The sequence below is a fragment of the Sulfitobacter sp. SK012 genome (genome assembly GCF_003352085.1).
Taxonomy (GTDB): domain Bacteria; phylum Pseudomonadota; class Alphaproteobacteria; order Rhodobacterales; family Rhodobacteraceae; genus Sulfitobacter.
In genome coordinates, this window is the sequence record NZ_CP025804.1 from 172,875 (window position 1) to 189,719 (window position 16,845).

Annotated in this window: 15 protein-coding genes; 4 read left to right on the plus strand and 11 right to left on the minus strand. The window is 55.3% G+C overall.

What is annotated here, in order from left to right; translation table 11 throughout:
* Positions 1 to 3: 3 nt before the first annotated feature.
* From C1J03_RS00830 to C1J03_RS00870, 9 genes are all read right to left on the minus strand, one after another.
* The gene (locus C1J03_RS00830) at positions 4 to 930 is read right to left on the minus strand and encodes a carbohydrate kinase family protein (RefSeq protein ID WP_114882756.1); all 927 of its coding nucleotides are present in this window, start codon (positions 928 to 930) and stop codon (positions 4 to 6) included.
* Positions 927 to 2,393, minus strand: a complete 1,467-nt coding sequence (locus C1J03_RS00835; protein ID WP_114882758.1) for a mannitol dehydrogenase family protein — start codon at positions 2,391 to 2,393, stop codon at positions 927 to 929. Before C1J03_RS00835 ends, C1J03_RS00830 begins: the two co-directional genes overlap by 4 nt.
* A complete protein-coding gene (locus tag C1J03_RS00840) occupies positions 2,393 to 3,166 on the minus strand; it encodes an L-iditol 2-dehydrogenase (RefSeq protein ID WP_114882760.1) in 774 nt (257 codons plus the stop codon). Before C1J03_RS00840 ends, C1J03_RS00835 begins: the two co-directional genes overlap by 1 nt.
* Entirely contained in the window at positions 3,163 to 4,167 is a 1,005-nt protein-coding gene (locus tag C1J03_RS00845; protein WP_114882762.1) for an ABC transporter ATP-binding protein, read from the minus strand. Before C1J03_RS00845 ends, C1J03_RS00840 begins: the two co-directional genes overlap by 4 nt.
* Positions 4,167 to 4,997: a carbohydrate ABC transporter permease gene (locus C1J03_RS00850; RefSeq protein ID WP_114882764.1), complete on the minus strand. Its 831-nt coding sequence runs from the start codon at positions 4,995 to 4,997 to the stop codon at positions 4,167 to 4,169. Before C1J03_RS00850 ends, C1J03_RS00845 begins: the two co-directional genes overlap by 1 nt.
* A 13-nt stretch (positions 4,998 to 5,010) precedes the next feature.
* Entirely contained in the window at positions 5,011 to 5,877 is an 867-nt protein-coding gene (locus C1J03_RS00855) for a carbohydrate ABC transporter permease (RefSeq protein WP_114882766.1), read from the minus strand.
* A 124-nt stretch (positions 5,878 to 6,001) separates the two neighbouring features.
* The gene (locus C1J03_RS00860; protein ID WP_114882768.1) at positions 6,002 to 7,303 is read right to left on the minus strand and encodes an ABC transporter substrate-binding protein; all 1,302 of its coding nucleotides are present in this window, start codon (positions 7,301 to 7,303) and stop codon (positions 6,002 to 6,004) included.
* 138 nt (positions 7,304 to 7,441) lie between these two features.
* The gene (locus tag C1J03_RS00865) at positions 7,442 to 8,410 is read right to left on the minus strand and encodes a sugar-binding transcriptional regulator (protein ID WP_114882771.1); all 969 of its coding nucleotides are present in this window, start codon (positions 8,408 to 8,410) and stop codon (positions 7,442 to 7,444) included.
* Between the two features lie 3 nt (positions 8,411 to 8,413).
* Entirely contained in the window at positions 8,414 to 9,082 is a 669-nt protein-coding gene (locus C1J03_RS00870; protein ID WP_254694147.1) for an HAD family hydrolase, read from the minus strand.
* A gap of 261 nt (positions 9,083 to 9,343) precedes the next feature.
* On the opposite strand from C1J03_RS00870, the gene C1J03_RS00875 reads away from it, so the two are divergent.
* Positions 9,344 to 10,342, plus strand: coding sequence for a class 1 fructose-bisphosphatase (locus C1J03_RS00875; RefSeq protein WP_114882775.1), 999 nt, complete (start codon positions 9,344 to 9,346; stop codon positions 10,340 to 10,342).
* On the opposite strand, the gene C1J03_RS00880 is transcribed toward C1J03_RS00875, so the two are convergent.
* Both C1J03_RS00880 and C1J03_RS00885 read right to left on the minus strand, forming a co-directional pair.
* Positions 10,333 to 11,712: a sensor histidine kinase gene (locus tag C1J03_RS00880; RefSeq protein ID WP_114882777.1), complete on the minus strand. Its 1,380-nt coding sequence runs from the start codon at positions 11,710 to 11,712 to the stop codon at positions 10,333 to 10,335. The two genes, C1J03_RS00875 and C1J03_RS00880, sit on opposite strands and share 10 nt — an antisense overlap.
* A complete protein-coding gene (locus C1J03_RS00885) occupies positions 11,709 to 12,380 on the minus strand; it encodes a response regulator transcription factor (RefSeq protein WP_114882779.1) in 672 nt (223 codons plus the stop codon). The genes C1J03_RS00880 and C1J03_RS00885 overlap by 4 nt, the downstream gene beginning before the upstream one ends.
* 136 nt (positions 12,381 to 12,516) lie before the next feature.
* Here C1J03_RS00885 and C1J03_RS00890 point away from each other — a divergent pair, with 136 nt between their 5' ends.
* The 3 genes from C1J03_RS00890 (at position 12,517) to C1J03_RS00900 (ending at position 16,801) form a co-directional block, all read left to right on the plus strand.
* The gene (locus C1J03_RS00890; RefSeq protein WP_114882781.1) at positions 12,517 to 13,611 is read left to right on the plus strand and encodes a tricarboxylate transporter; all 1,095 of its coding nucleotides are present in this window, start codon (positions 12,517 to 12,519) and stop codon (positions 13,609 to 13,611) included.
* Positions 13,612 to 13,685: 74 nt separating this feature from the next.
* Positions 13,686 to 15,713 (plus strand): tripartite tricarboxylate transporter permease, encoded by a 2,028-nt coding sequence (locus tag C1J03_RS00895; protein WP_114882783.1) that lies wholly within the window; start codon positions 13,686 to 13,688, stop codon positions 15,711 to 15,713.
* Entirely contained in the window at positions 15,710 to 16,801 is a 1,092-nt protein-coding gene (locus C1J03_RS00900) for a 4-oxalomesaconate tautomerase (protein ID WP_114888780.1), read from the plus strand. The genes C1J03_RS00895 and C1J03_RS00900 overlap by 4 nt, the downstream gene beginning before the upstream one ends.
* Positions 16,802 to 16,845 lie beyond the last annotated feature (44 nt).

Sequence of the window (16,845 nt, forward strand, 5' to 3'; positions counted from 1 at the left end):
ACTTCAGGACAGCTCGCGGGCGTAGGGCGGGTTACAACCCGCCCTCGACACAGTGACCGCTGCGGCTTCAACCCCGCGTGAGATGGCGGCGTGAAGTGCCTCTTGGGGTAATGCAGCAATGGCCGATTTCTCAAGCAAACCATCGTTTGAAAGTTGGCTCAGAACGCCGGCGTTGAACGTATCACCTGCGCCAACGGTATCGGCCACGGTGACTTTATGCGCGGGCACATCAACCGAATACTGCGCAGTGAAACCTGTCGCCCCATCACCACCTCGGCTCAGGAGTACAACAGCGGGGCCTCGCGTGAGCAGCGCGCGCGCTTTGTCTTCAAGTGGCGCAACACCCGGCACGATCCAGTGCAAATCCTCATCCGAAATTTTGACGATATCTGCCAACCTAATCATCGTATCCAGCCGAGCAATATAGGCACCGCGATCCGTGACAAATGCTGGACGAATGTTGGGATCAAGCATGATGACCCGGTGTGCGGCCTGTGCCTTGGCCAGCCCCAAATAGGTCTCTGCCCCTAGGCCTTTGCACAGGCTGATCCCACCAAAGAGCATTCCCGTCACATCATCGGGAATGGAGGGCAGATCATCTGGAGCAATGAGCCCGCCTGCGCTGTTTTCATCAAAGAAGCTATATTGCGCATGCCCATCGACCATATGGACAAAGGCGAGCGTACTAGGCCGGTCCGTATCAATCAAAAACTGCGTATCGGCCCCGCTATCGACAAGCCCCGCGCGCAGTAAAACGCCAAACATATCCGACGACATGCCAGTCAAAAGCCCGGCCTTTTGACCCAGCCGCGCCAATGCAATTGCGCTGTTATAAAGCGCACCACCCACGTGAGGAACAAACCCTTCGGGGCCAGCTTTTGTAGGGGCCGGGATCATATCCACGACCGCCTCACCACAACATATGATCATTCAGATTTCGCTCCAACGGCTGCAAAATTGCGCAGCGCGTCCCGGATGGAACCTGTCCAAAGCGGAGCCAACTGCGCTGCAAAACTTTGCGCGAAACGCGGTTGATCTGCAAGCGTTCCAAATATGTCTGTTTGCTCAAGAAACGCTTGTGGATCGGTCTTGCTGGCTTCTGCTGCAGCGCGCAATTGATCCGCACGCTCATCATCCAAGCTCAACTCGGATGCTCCGCAATAGCGACACCAAAGTGCGACCTCTAAGGCCAACCCATCCATAGGACCGCCCGTGGCAAGAGCGTCCGTTAGTGTCGGTAGGATGAATTTTGGTTGCCGGTTTGATCCGTCCTGACATAGACGCGCTGTCCGGTCGGCCACTGCTTCATTGGCAAACCGGGTCGCGCACATATCCAGGTAGTCGGAATAAGAAACGCCGGCAATTGGTGTAAGCGTCGGGATAATTTCGGTCTTTGCCAAATGGCGATACCAGCCCAATACATCCGCATCTCTCATCGCGTCATGTACAAATTCATAGCCTAACAACTGGGACACATATGCAATCGCCGCATGGCCCCCATTGAGAATGCGCAGTTTCATCAACTCGTGCGGTTTGACGTCTTGCACAAATTCAACACCAACTTTTTCCAGCGCTGGGCGTCCGGCGGGAAAGTTGTCTTCCATCACCCATTGACGAAATGGCTCACAGATAACCGGAGCTTGATCTGCCAGCCCAAATTTCTCAGCGACCAGTACGATTTCTTTGGGTGTGGTCATTGGCGTGATGCAATCAACCATGCTGTTAGGGAAGGCCACGTTATCTGAAATCCACGCGGCTAATTCGGCATCGCGCAGCGCCGCAAGCCCAAGAATAGTTTGGCGAGCAACATCGCCATTTTCTGGCAGGTTGTCACAAGACATGATCGTAAAGGGCATAATCCCAGCTGCGCGCCGGGCGGCAAGAGCGTCGATTAAGATTCCAAAAACGGATGACGGCACAGCGGCGGTCGCATCTGCGACCATTTCAGGATGCGACGCGTCAAAACCATGGGTGGCCGCGTCGACGTAGTACCCACCCTCAGTAACTGTCAGCGATACGATGCGGATCTCCGGGCCCTGTAAGGCACTCGAAATTGCGCCGGCTTCGACAGGCAGGAAATCGATCATGGCGCCTGTCACCCGCGCTGATAGGTTCGCTGGATCCAATTCGACCACTGTGGTCAACCAGTCTTGCGGGGCAAGTTGGTCGCGTTTGATCACATCAAAGCTTTTGATCCCTGCACCCAAGATCGCCCAGTCATGGTCGAGACCTTGAGAGAATAGCCGATCAAGATAAACCGCCTGATGCGCACGGTGAAAATTACCAACACCAACATGCATAATACCCGCGGTCAAATCACTGCGTGCATAGTTGGGCGTGGTGATATTGTTGCCGAGGTCCGGCAAGCTCTGGAGGGTCAGGGGTGTGGTCATCAGCTCATCCAATTCCCGCCATCGACGTTATATGTTTGGGCGACGATGTAATCCGCATCTGTGGAGGCGAGAAACACCGCCATCCCCGTTAGATCATCAGCACGTCCCATGCGGCCAAAAGGCACCGCAGCCCCAACGGCTGCTTTTTTTTCGCCCGGCTTCAGGCCTTCGGCCTTGGCAAATAATGCGTCGACATGTTCCCAATGGTCGCCTTCGACCACACCAGGGGCGATCGCATTCACGTTGATGCCGTGCTCAATCAGGTTCAGCCCTGCTGATTGCGTTAAGCTGATCACCGCTGCTTTGGTTGCGCAATAAACACCAACCAGCGCTTCACCGCGCCGGCCAGCTTGAGAGGCCATGTTGATGATCCGACCGCCTTGGCCTCGCGTTATCATCGAGCGCGCAACTGCCTGCATCGTAAAAAGGGTGCCGGAAACGTTCACCGCAAATAGCTTATCAAAGCTCGCGCGGGTGATGTCGGGAATGCCCGCCAGATCAAATAGGGCGGCGTTGTTGATCAGGATATCGATCCCGCCATGGTCGGCCACAACGCCGTTCACGCAATTCTCAATGCTGGCTTGATCTGTCACATCAATATGAGCGGCAAACGCGCCAGTCCCTAAATCTGCAGCGGCCTTTTCGGCGGCCTCTAGATTTATGTCCCCCAACACAACCTGCGCGCCTTCTTCAAGATACCGCGCGGCGAATTCCAAACCAATGCCCCGCGCAGCCCCCGTGATCAGCGCTAGTTTTCCATCCAATCGCTTCATTGAATACGAAGACCCGCCGCGTCAAACCGGTGCATTTTTTCAAGATCCGGCGTGACATAAATCGTGTCGCCATTGCGCAATGCTACATCCCCATTTACCCGCACGGTCATCATGTCCATCACGCCTGTGTCATGGACATAAAGGAAGGTATCTGATCCGAGATGTTCAGCGACGCCAACGCGCCCTTTCCACATGCCTTTGGTTTTGGACACAGACAGATGCTCTGGACGAACGCCGATGGTGGTGGCGTCGTGTTTCGCAGCTTCTGGGCCTGTCATCAGGTTCATTTTTGGCGAACCGATGAAGCCAGCAACAAACGTATTCTTGGGTGCCTCATAAAGCTCCATTGGGCTACCAACTTGTTCGATATGACCGGCTTGCAGAACCACAATTTTGTCCGCCATGGTCATCGCTTCGACCTGGTCGTGAGTCACGTAGATCATGGTAGTTTTCAGTTCGTGGTGCAGCTCAGAGATCTCAAGGCGCATGTTCACACGCAGTGCCGCATCAAGGTTCGACAGTGGTTCGTCAAACAAGAACGCTGCAGGTTCACGTACGATTGCACGGCCGATGGCCACACGTTGGCGCTGGCCGCCTGACAACTGACCGGGACGCCGATCAAGGTAGTCATGCAGGTTTAGAACCTTGGCTGCTGCTTCAACTTTGGCATCTTGTTCGGCCTGATCCATACCCGCCATCCGCAGCGGAAAGGCGATGTTCTTGCGGACCGTCATATGCGGATAAAGTGCGTAGGATTGGAACACCATCGCAAGACCGCGCTTGGCTGGCGGCACTTCTGTTGCATTGCGCCCGTTGATTTGGATCTCCCCTGAGGTCACGTCCTCAAGCCCCGCAATCAACCGCAGCAACGTTGATTTACCGCAGCCTGACGGGCCTACGAAAACCACGAACTCGCCTTCGACGATCTCAAGATCGAGCGGTGGAATGACTTGCGTATCGCCAAAGCTCTTGGTGATTTGGTTGAGTGTAATATTGCCCATTATTTTACCGCTCCGAATGTAAGTCCGCGGACCAATTGTTTCTGGCTAAACCAGCCAAGGATGAGGATCGGCGCAATGGCCATCGTGGAAGCCGCGCTGAGTTTCGCGTAGAACAGTCCCTCGGGACTGGAATAGCTGGCGATGAACGCGGTCAACGGTGCCGCCTTGGCCGCCGTCAGGTTCAACGTCCAGAACGCTTCGTTCCAGGCAAGGATGAAGTTCAGCAACATGGTTGAGGCGATGCCCGGAATGGCCATCGGCGTCAGAACATACAAGATTTCTGACTTAAGCGTGGCCCCGTCCATACGTGCCGCTTCGAGGATCTCACCTGGGATTTCCTTGAAGTAGGTATAGAGCATCCAGATGATAATCGGCAGGTTGATCAGCATCAGAATGATCACCAGACCGGTGCGGGTATCGAGCAAACCCATCTTGATGAAAATCAAGTACATTGGATAAAGGACGCCGACCGCCGGCAGCATCTTGGTGCTGAGCATCCAAAGGAGAATGTCTTTGGTGCGATTGGAGGGCACGAAAGCCATCGACCATGCTGCAGGCACCCCGATGATCACACCGAGCAAGGTTGATCCCCCCGCGATGACGACAGAATTCCACAAGAAACGCATGTAGTTGGAGCGTTCTTGTACAACGGTGTAGTTTTCTAGCGTCCAGTCAAAGAACAAGAACACCGGCGGGCTTGAAATGGCCTGTGCCTCAGTCTTGAACGAGGTCAAGAACGTCCACAGGATCGGGAAAAAGATAAGCAATCCAATGGACCATGCGATGGTGGTATTGAGAGCCTTGCGTTGTGGTGTGACTGCGCGTGACATGTCTGTTCCTCCCTCAGGCGTCCAGGTTCTTGCCGACGATGCGCATCAAGAAGATGGCAACGATATTGGCAAGTATGATTGCATAGACCCCGCCCGCAGACCCAAGGCCAACGTTCTGGCTTTCCAGCACTCGCTGGAAGATCAGATAGGTGAGCGTCTTGGTCCCGAATGCACCACCCGTGGTCACAAAGATCTCTGCAAAAACCGACAGCAGGAAGATCGTTTGGATCAAGATCACAATGGTGATGGCGCGGCTCAGGTGTGGCAGGACGATAAACCAGAACCGTTTAAGGTGCGGCGCACCGTCCATTTCGGACGCCTCCAGCTGTTCACTGTCCAGCGATTGAATAGCGGTTAACAAGATCAGTGTAGCGAATGGCAACCATTGCCAGCTCACGATCAAGATGATCGACGGTAGGGACGCTTCGCTGAGCCATGATACCGGCTCGGCCCCAAAAAGTTTCCAAAGATGCGCAAAGAGACCGTTCACCGGATCCATAAAGATGTTCTTCCACACCAGCGCGGATACGGTGGGCATTACGAAGAAGGGTGCAATCACAAGGATGCGAACAATCCCTTGGCCCCACATCGGTTGATCCAACAAGATCGCCAGCAAGATACCTAGGCAAACTGTAATAATCAGGACGGAGCCCACGATAATCAGCGTGGCTGATATGCTGGGCCAGAACGCGCTTGAGGTTACAAAGCGGGTGTAATTGTCAAAACCGGCCCATCCCAGATCACCGCCACGCAAGGGCAGATAGTTGCGGAACGAAAACCAAAGCGTCATCGTGAGAGGTACCAGCATCCAGCCCAAGAGTAGGACTACAGCGGGCGCCATCATCAATCTGGCGGCGGATCTGGATGATTTGGTGGCCATTTTGGATTCACCTTCCTCGTTGACGGACTAGCCGTCTGAGATTTCAAATTATGAGAGAAAAGGTCTTAAATCTTTAAATGAAGGGCGGCAGTTGTTCCGCCGCCCTTCTGGTAGCGCTCAAAGCTTACTTGTAGCCAGCGGCTTCCATAGCTTCGTTTGTGATCGCCTGGGCTTTTGCCAAGGCTTCTTCAACGGTCTGTTGGCCTGCGTATGCTGCAGAGAACTCTTGGCTCACTTCAGTCGCAATACCGGCAAACTCAGGGATAGCCGCGAACTGAATACCCACATACGGGCTTGGTTCAACGGTAGAGTCGGTCGGATCAGCTGAAAGGATTGAATCCAGCGTCATCTGAGCGAAAGGAACGGCCTGATAGTCAGGGTTCTCATAGAGCGAGATACGTGCGCCTGGAGGAACGTTGGCCCAACCTTCGTTGGCCGCAACGAGCTCGATATACGCTGTGCCTGTCGCCCATTCGATGAACTCTTTTGCAGCAGCTTCTTTCTGAGTACCGGCAGGAATTGCCAGCGCCCATGCCCACAACCAGTTGGAGCGTTTGCCCAGACCTGTGTCAGGTGCGAGTGCAAAGCCAACTTTGTCGGCAACAGTTGAATCATCACCTGTTACGAAAGACGCAGCAACCGTGGCGTCGATCCACATGCCGCATTTGCCTTGGTTAAACAGCGACAGGTTTTCGTTGAAACCGTTTGTTGGGTAACCATTAGGGCCTGATTCATCCATCATGCCTTTATAGAAGTTCAACGTGTTGGCCCACTGCTCTGTGTCGAACTGTGCGTTCCAATCCATGTCGAACCAGCGAGCACCGAAAGAGTTGGACATCGCTGTGATGAAAGCACCGCCTTCGCCCCAACCAGCCTTACCGCGCAGGCAGATACCGTTGATCTCGTTGTCACGGTCGGTCATTGCGGCCGCAGCTTTGCGAACGAATTCCCATGTTGGATCCTTTGGCATTTCCATGCCAGCGGCTTCCATCAAGTCCGTGCGGTACATGATCATGGAGCTCTCACCGTAGAAAGGTGAAGCAAACATGGTGCCGTCATAGGACAGGCCATTTTTCATCGCAGGCAAGATGTCGTCGGCGTTATATTCCGCGGACATATCGTCCAGCGGCACAAGCCAACCATTTTTGCCCCAGATGGGTGTTTCGTACATGCCGATTGTCATGATGTCGAACGAGCCACCTTTGGTGGTGATGTCCGTTGTCACGCGCTGGCGCAGTACGTTTTCTTCCAGCGTAACCCACTCAACTTCGTGGCCAGTTTTTGCTGTAAAGTCGTCTGTCAGACCCTGCATACGAACCATGTCACCGTTGTTCACGGTTGCAATGGTCAGGGTTTCGGCGAAACCAACAGTGGCAACAGTACAAATTGCTGTAGCACCCAACAGGGCGCGGATAGTCTTATTCATGATGTCCTCCCTAGACCTGCGATGGGCAAATGCCACGCAGTTGGGCAATTGTTTGCTTCTCGTGAGCTGCGAGTCAATCAAAATCTTGCGCGCACCCTTAGATTGGCGACGTTCTGCCCGGTTTTTATGGAAATTTTTTTACGCTGTTTCGCTGAGGATTTGCGCAGCGGTCGCTTCATCGGTGATCAAAGCATTGATGAGTCGCCCTTTCAGAGCACCAATCGTCGCCCCAACCTTGGCAGTACCAAGCCCGATACCGATCATCGGTCTGTCGTCAATAATTTCCAAAGGCGCCGACGCAACCAGGGCATTAAAGGAACCTTCCAGCAGGCGGCCATCAACATTGTAAATATAGCTGGTGATTTCTCCGACATAACCAGCTGCTACCAACTCTGCCACCTCGCTTGCGGGCATAAAGCCGTCAACGACGATCGGGCCCGTAATTGATATTTGCCCGATCCCTACAAATGTCACATCGGCAGCCCGGCATAAATCAAGCGTTTTGCGTACCGGTCGATTGCTATGAAGCGCTTTGAGTTCTTCAAGGCTGTTGGCCTGAACCGGCAGCGGCATTGGATAATGCGCGGCTCCCGTCTTATCGGCCATCCGGATCACCGCATTATAGGGCGTTGCCGATCCGTCAGCATTGATGTTGCCCAGTCGCGAAACGATCTTGTGCTGCGGGCACGACATGGACGGCATCTGCTCAATACAGGCACGCAAAGCTCGCCCAGTCCCAAGAGCGATAATTTTTGGTTCCTTCGATTTCAGATACCGCGTCATCTGCGCAGCGCCGGCAATTGCAATCCCAGTCAACAGCTCTGGCCGTTCAGGATCACTGGGCACAACATCGCAAAAATGCAGGCCGAACCGCTCCGCCAGACTTTGCCCCAGTTCCATGCAGTGGGCGATGGGGTGGTCGACCTGAACCTTGATCAATCCCTCGCTAAGCGCCAACGACACCAGCCGCTGCGCACTCTGCCGCGATACGCCAAGCGCGCGCGCGATCTCGTCTTGGGTATTGCCTGCAACGTAGTAAAGCCAGCCAGCCCGCGCCGCATCATCCAGCCGTCCGGCCGTCTGATCTTGTTTGCCCTGTCCTGCCATTACCTACGCCGCCTTATCAAAAAGTTCTGGCAGCAGTAAGAATAATTCCGCCCAATTGTCAAAGCTGCCCAGCTCTTGGTCATGCTTCAGGACGCGGTCGCGCAGATGGGCACCGCCGGTATAACGCAATACCCGCATGCCCGCCGCAACACCGGCCTCAATGCCCGGCAGACTATCTTCAATGACCAGACAATGCGCAGGATCCACACCCATGTCGCGGGCGGCCAGCTGAAAGAGATCCGGAGCCGGCTTGCCCCGCGCCACCTGCGACGCGGTAAAGACGACGCCGGGGAAAAGCGGGGCAAGCCCCGTCAACTCTAGAGACCGGGCTACTCGCTCCGGGCTGGAGCTGGTGGCGATGCAACGCGGTACCCGTAGGCGGTCAATTACTCCCAAGACCCCCGGGGTCACTTCAAGCCCCGTTTTGAACCGATCCAACAGCTCGCGGCGGTAATCTTGTTCGAAATTTTTTGGCAGCTGCACATCAAACAAAGTCTGAATATCTTCGGCGACCGTCGGAAAACTCCGCCCTACAAACCGAGTACAAAAATGGTCAAAATTTACCGTAACACCAAGTTGGGCCAGAGCAGTTATCAGCACTTCCGCCGAAATACCCTCGCTGTCGATGAGCACTCCATCGCAGTCGAATATCACCAGCTCTATGTCATCCACCTGAGTCACCTTTCCCACTGTCGAATTCGCTGTGTACCCGGTATTGGTCGGACTGTCAGGGGCACAGCTTGAAGTGTTCTGAACTAACGCCATGATATCTGTACAATGTGTGCAGCGCTGGACTTGTTGCCAACGCAGGTCAAATCAAAGCACGTTCAACAAGCTTAGACTGGGGTTTGTAGTGGCGCGCAGATTCGCAGGTGCGCCGCGGCTGGTGGCGTTCTATAGTCGCGCCAATTCATTCCCAAGAGGACGACCCTAATGCCAAATTCGCAGATGACCTTTCGACAGTTCCTGATGCAGGCAGACGGGGGAAAGCCGGTCGCCGGCGACCTCGCGTTTTTACTTGAGGATATCGTGACGGCGTGCCGGTTGGTGTCGGATCATATCCGAAACGGGGCCTTTGCAAACGTGTTGGGATCAAGTGAAAGCACCAATATTCAAGGCGAAACGCAAAAGAAGCTAGATGTAATCGCAGATGAAGAATTCATGCGCCACTGCGCCAATTCAGGGCGGGTCGCCGCACTTGTTTCCGAGGAAGTCGATGATGTTCATTGGTTGAAAGAGAAGCCGGAAGCCGGGGATTATCTGGTCTATTTTGATCCCTTGGATGGATCGTCGAACGTAGATGTAAACCTAAGCGTCGGTTCGATCTTTTCGATCGTTCAGCTAGCAGAGGCAGTAACACCTAGCCCCGAGGCGGTGTTGCGAAAAGGTACGGAACAGGTCTGTGCCGGATATGCGATTTACGGGCCGTCGACCGGGCTTGTTCTTACGCTGGGGCACGGGGTGCATGGCTTTACCCAAGACCTAGGCACTGGGGAATTCTTGCTCACGCAGCCCGACATGACAGTACCCGCAACGACGTCGGAATACGCAATCAACACATCGCGCGCAGAGCTTTGGGAGGCCCCGGTTCGACGTTATATTGATGAGTGTGTTGCGGGTAAAAACGGCGTCCGCGGACGGACGTTTAACATGCGCTGGACGGCGTCGATGGTGGCAGATGTACACCGTATCCTGACCCGAGGTGGCGTGTTTTTGTATCCTATGGACAGTGGCAATGCGTCAACGGGCGGCAAGCTGCGGCTGATGTATGAGGCCAATCCGATGGGCATGATCATTGAGCAAGCGGGCGGCGCTGCTTCGACAGGGCGGGCGCGGATCATGGAGGTGCAGCCAGAAGGGCATCACCAACGGGTGCCCGTGATTTTGGGATCAAAAGATGAAGTTGCCCTCATCGACAGCTATCACGCGTAAGGCAGGACAAGGCGCGCGACAAAGCGGTCCGCGTCATTTTCTAAAGTAAGGGTGCCGTGATGCGCCTGCGCGACGGCTTTGACAATGGCGAGGCCAAGGCCGCTGCCATGCCCCCCTTCAAGTTGCACAAAGCGCTCCGTTGCGCGGATGATCTGTTCGACGGGGATGCCGGGCCCGTTGTCCGAAACGCTCAGCGCAAGGGTATGCGTGCTGACAACAACGCTGGCGTGAATTTCAGTTGCAGTTGGGGTCGCGTGGGCCAGTGTGTTGTCGATTAGGTTCAAGATTGCCTCGCTCAGTAGCAGTTCATCCCCGAGAAGATACGGCGTGCCGGGCGCTGCAGAGAAGGAGAGCGCCACACCTGCAGCAATGCAAACTTTGCGGCGACGCTCAATCAGACTGGTCATCATGGCGTTGATATCAAGAAGGGCAAAGCTGTCCTCGAGATTTGATCCTTTGGCGCGTTCGTGGGTCAATAATTGATTTGCAAGATCAGATGCTTGACGCGCGGCTGTGAGCAAATCAGCGCTACGCTCACGGGCATCTTTGGCGGTGCGCGCGGATTGCACGGCCTCTGACATGGCGAGGATCCCGGCGATGGGATTGCGCAACTGGTGAGCCGCGTCCGAGATAAAATCATCCTTGGCTTTTAGCGTGGTTTCGACCTGTCCAAGCAGAGCATTGAGCGTGCGGGTAATCCCACGGACTTCTTGGGGAACGGCGCGGCGGATCGGTGTCAGCTCATCGGAGGAGCGTTGCGCAATTGCGGCCTGCAAGTCGATCAAAGGGCTGAGGCCAAGGCGCACACCAAACCAAACGATCAATGCGAGGGCGATGATCAGGGGCGCCGTGACACTGAAGGTGCGGCGCGACAAATCGCGAACAATCGCAGTGCGCAGGCGGGTGTCTTGCCAGACGGTGAAGTTGAATTGTCCACTGACGCCTTCGATTTGCATGGCGTCTTGAAACCGCAATACCCTGACCGGGTTGTCTTGATATGTGGCTTCGAAATAGGTCTGTTGATCGCCCTGAACGAACGCGCCGGATGGGGGTACTGGGGGCGTGGCGTACCCTGTGATGAACACGCCGTCTGGCGCGTACACGTGATAAAAGACAGGGCCGCCAGACGTGTCGCGCAGGAGGGTATTGGTCTCTGGGCTAAGTGCATCTCCACCTGAGACGGCCACGTCGCGAGAGATGGCGAGGGCTGCTGAAAGGAGCGAGCGGTCAAAGCGGTCGCTGGCCCGTGATTGCGCGTCGTTCAATGCCCATGCCCCGATCACAACGGCGATGCATAAAAGGGGTATCAAAATGATGAGCGTGAGTCGCATGCGCAACGACAGTGGGCCGGGGGGCAGCGGCCATCTCATTCTTTTGCGCTTTGCATCACATAGCCCAGCCCACGTTGTACGCGGATTTCGACACCATGGGGCTTGAGGCGCTTGCGCAATCGCGAGACGTAGACTTCGACCACCTGGGCATCCACATCTGCACCCGTGCCGTAGACACTGTCGAGAAGGCTGGATTTTGACACCGTGCGCCCACGCAACAGGATCATCGCTTCGAATACGGACAGCTCTTTACGCGGCAGCTCAATTGGACCGTCGGGGCCGGTGACTTGCCGGGTTTGGGGATCAAATTGCAACGCGCCGATGGCCATTGGTTGTAACACGGGCACATCGCGGCGTCGGGCAAGGGCACGAATGCGTGCCTCAAGCTCGGCCATCTCGAAGGGTTTGATGAGGTAGTCATCTGCCCCCGCATCAAGCCCTTGGATACGCTCGCCGGTGCTGCTGCGCGCGGTTAACAGCAAGACAGGTCGGGTGTCGCCACGTTGGCGCAAACCGCGCAACACATCGATGCCGCTAAGGCCTGGCAGGTTGATATCAAGCACGATCACATCGCCGCCGTCGCCTCGTAAAAACACATCTGCCTCTTGCCCGTCATGCAAAAGATCCACGGCATGGCCGCTGTCACGCAACACATAGGCGATGCCGCGCGCCACGCTGATATTGTCTTCTACGATGACGATCCGCATGGGGTTGTTCAACTTTTTGAAGTGCAAGGTTCATGCAAGTTTGACGTTAGATGTTAGCAACATCAAGCGGGCATATAGACTCGCCTTGTCGTTTGGGCAGCCTCTTGAAGAGGGTGCCACCTAAGGGAGGAAAACCATGACTATCAAATATATCAGCGGAGCTGTGGCCGTCGGTCTGGCAGCGGGTCTTGCAACTTCCGCCACCGCAGGCGGACACGGCATTGATCTGGCGGGCAAGACCGTCGAATGGATTATCCCATTCTCCGAAACTGGCGGATCGGCCAAATGGGCCAACTTCTATGCGCCACTTTTGTCAGAAGCGCTGCCGGGTCAGCCAACGGTCGTCGTTAAGTTCATGCCGGGTGCCGGTTCGACCAAGGGCGCAAATTTCTTTCAAGCCCAAGAGTATGAGGATGGTACGACCATCTTCGGATCGTCAGGCTCTACGCAGTTCCCCTATCTGTTGGGTGATCCGCGGGTGAAATATGAATATGGTGATTGGAATGTCGTACTGGCCTCCGGCACAGGTGGCGTTTCTTATCTGCCACCAGAGTTGGCGACCAAGTTGGCAGACGGCGGTGCCGCGGCCCTTGCCGGCGAAGACTTCATCTATGGCAGCCAGGGCGCCACGCGCCTTGACTTGGTGCCTCTTTTGGCTTGGGAAATGCTGGGTCTAAATGTTGAGCCAGTGTTTGGCATCAAAGGCCGCGGTGATGGCCGTCTGATGTTTGAACGCGGCGAAGCCAATATCGATTATCAGACGTCTTCGAGCTACCTCAAAGGTGTGACACCACTGGTCGAAGCGGGCACGGCGACAGCTTGGTTCAGCTTTGGTGCGTTAGATGGCGATGGCAATATTGTACGCGATCCTACATTCCCAGACATGCCGACTTTCAAGGAAGTCTGTGAAGCAACGGATGGTTGCGAGACCTCTGGCGAGCAGTGGGATGCGTGGAAAGCGTTCTTTGTCGCGGGCTTCCCTGCGCAAAAGATGGTGTTCTTGCCTGCTGGCGCTTCCGCAGACGCGATTGTGACCTACACAAAGGCCTTCGAGGACATCAAAGCGCGTCCCGATTTCAAGGAAATCTCCGAAGGGCGTTTGGGCATCTATCCACAGATGACCGGTGACGCGGCGCAGACGGCTCTGGAAAGCGCCACCAAGGTACCCGCAGAAGCAAAAGCTTTTGTCGTGAACTGGTTGGGCGAGCGCTACGGCGTGACGCTGAACTAAGCCACTGACCAAACCCCCGGCCTGAAAAGGTCGGGGGTTTTTCTTTCTCTAGACCTTAATAGATAGAGGCCGACATGGATTTTCTAGCGACAGCTTTGCCCGCACTTTCTGATGCGTTTGGGATGATCTTGCAGGTTCATGTGATTGGCTATTTGATAGCTGGCGTTTGTATGGGCTTGGCCATCGGCGTTTTTCCGGGATTGGGTGGCATTGCCGGGCTTTCGCTGTTGTTGCCCTTCATGTTTGGCATGGAACCGCTGACGGGTTTGGCATTGATGGTTGGTATGGTCGCGGTGGTGCCGACATCGGATACTTTTGCCTCCGTGCTGATGGGGATTCCGGGTTCATCGGCCAGTCAAGCGACCGTGCTTGACGGGTTTCCCATGGCTAAAAAGGGCCAGGCGGCACGCGCATTGTCCGCAGCCTTTGCCTCGTCGCTTTTTGGTGGATTGGTCGGGGCCGCATTCCTGACAGTATTTATTCTGGTGGCGCGGCCTGTGGTGTTGTTGTTTCAGACGCCAGAGCTTTTGATGATCACCATTTTTGGCCTCTCGATGGTCGGTATTTTGGCAGGGCGCGTGGCGATCAAGGGGATCGTCGCGGCCTGTTTAGGTCTGTTGGTTGGCACCATCGGAGAGGGGGCATCTGCAGGTGCCCTGCGGATGTCGAGCTATGATTTGCCGTATCTGACGGACGGGCTGAAGCTGGTGATTGTGGGTCTGGGCATCTTTGCCATTCCCGAGATTGTCGCATTGCTTCGACAGGACAAAGCGATTTCAGACCGCGCCCAATTGGGCGGCGGTTGGATGGAGGGTGTGCGTGACTGGTGGGCGAATGTCTGGCTGTCGGTGCGCTGTTCTTTGATCGGTGTGACGGTTGGCGTGATCCCCGGTTTGGGCGGATCAGTCGTGGATTGGATTGCCTACGGCCACACCGTGCAGACCGCCAAGGACAAGAGCGGATTTGGCAGTGGCGACGTGCGTGGTGTGATCGGGCCAGAAAGTTCCAACAATGCCAAGGAGGGCGGCGGGCTGGTGCCAACGCTTCTGTTCGGTATTCCCGGTTCAGGTTCGATGGCCATCTTTATTTCAGCAGTGGCGCTGCTGGGCACAGGCTCGATTGAGGTCGGACCGTCCATGCTCAAGAACAATCTTGATTTCACCTATGCGATTGTCTGGTTGCTGGCGCTCGCCAATGTTGTGGGTACGCTGATTTGTATTGCGGCCTCGGGCGGGATTGCACGGCTTACGTCGATCCGCTTTGCGCTGCTTGCGCCGTTTTTGTTCATGATCATTAGCTTTGCAGCGTTTCAATCTAATCAGGATCTGATGGACCTCGTCGCGCTTTTTGCAATCGGTTTTTTGGGCATCATGATGCGTCGGTTTGACTGGTCGCGTCCCGCATTTCTGATTGGCTTTGTGCTGTCTGATCCGGCAGAAACTTACGCCAATCAGGCGGTACAAATCGCGCGGTCGCGTTTTCGCCGTGGGTTTGACGAAGGGCTGGAATATGTCTTTAGCCCGATCGTGATCGTGTTGATCATCATCACCGTGATCTCTGTTGTGGTGGGTTTGCGGCAGGCCAAAAACATCATGGCGGAAGGGGATGTGAAGTCGGGCACTAAGCGTGCGCCGCTTGTGTTCTTACTGGTCCTGTTGTCCTACATTGTAGTTTCATACTGGAATGCGATGTTGATCCCGGACCATTCTTCGGCTGATCGGGTGTTCCCGGCTTTCGTCGGGCTGGTGGGCATCACTGGCGGAGTGATTTTGTTCATCCAGATGATGCTCAAGCCAGAAACGCATCCCTTGTTCTCGGACGGTGAAGCGGCAGATAGCGAGGTCAATGTTTACGGTCTCTGGCCGACGCTTGCTTGGTTTGCTGGGCTTCTGGGGCTAACTGCGATCTTTGGATTTATCATTGCGCTGGCGATCTTCCTCTTTGCGTTCATGATGCTGCGTGCGGGTAAGGGGCCTGCTTACGCGGCGATCTACACGGCCTGCGGCATTGCCTTTGTGTGTGGGATGGCGTCGCTTCTAAATCGGGACTTCCCCTCTGGATTGTTGCAAACTGTCACTGATATGCCGTGGCCGCTGAAATGACCCAGATTGCACTCCCCTTCTTGTTCATTCGCGGTGGTACGTCGCGTGGTCCCTACCTCCAAGCCAAGGATTTGCCTTCGGATCGAGGCGCAATGAGCCGGGTTCTAGTTGCTGCTTTAGGCTCGGGTCATCCGCTCAATATCGACGGGATCGGTGGTGGCAATGCGGTGACAACCAAGGTGGCGATACTGTCGCCCTCCAAAGATGATTGGGCGGATGTCGATTACTTCTTTGCGCAGGTCAGCGTTGGGGACGGCAAGGTCGATTACAAACCCACCTGTGGCAACATCCTAAGTGGCGTAGGTCCTGCTGCGATTGAGATGGGGCTTATCCCGGTTGTTGGCAATACAGCGACTGTGAATATCCGAGCGGTGAACACAGGCGCGCGGGTTGTCGCGACGGTGCAGATTGAAGATGGCAAAGTGCGCTATGATGGCGACGCGCAAATCGATGGTGTGCCTGGTACAGCGGCCCCGGTCTCCTTGCAATTTATGGACACAGTTGGCGGTGCCACGGGGGCGTTTTTGCCAACGGGCAATTTGATCGACATCTTCGACGGTATCAATGTGACCTGCATGGATGTGGCGATGCCGATGGTTATTGCGCGGGCCGCGGAATTTGGCCTGACGGGGTACGAGACGGCAGATGAGTTGAACGAAAACCGTGATTTCTTTGCTCGGATGGAAGCCATTCGGATCAAGGCTGGTGCTGCGATGGGGATCAAAGATGTGCCTACTTCGGTTACACCAAAGTTTGGGTTGTTGGCACCGGCAGTGCAGGGCGGGACCATCGCAACCCGCTACTTCATGCCGTGGGTCGCGCATCCTTCTATGGCAGTGACGGGTGCCCAATGTCTGGCGTCCTGTGTCCTGACGCCAGGCAGTGTGGCTGACGGAATGACCACGCTACCGACGACATCACCTGCGACGATTACGCTGGAACACGCTTCCGGATCGATTGATGTCTTGGTGGACTACGCCGTAGATGCTGGCGAGATCACGCTAAAATCGGCGGGCTTGGTTCGCACGGCACGGCTTCTGGCGCGCGGTGAATTGATGATCTCCAAGCGGGTATTGGATGGACTTTGAAATTTCAGTATACCGTGGTATACAAAATGCATCATTGACCAAAT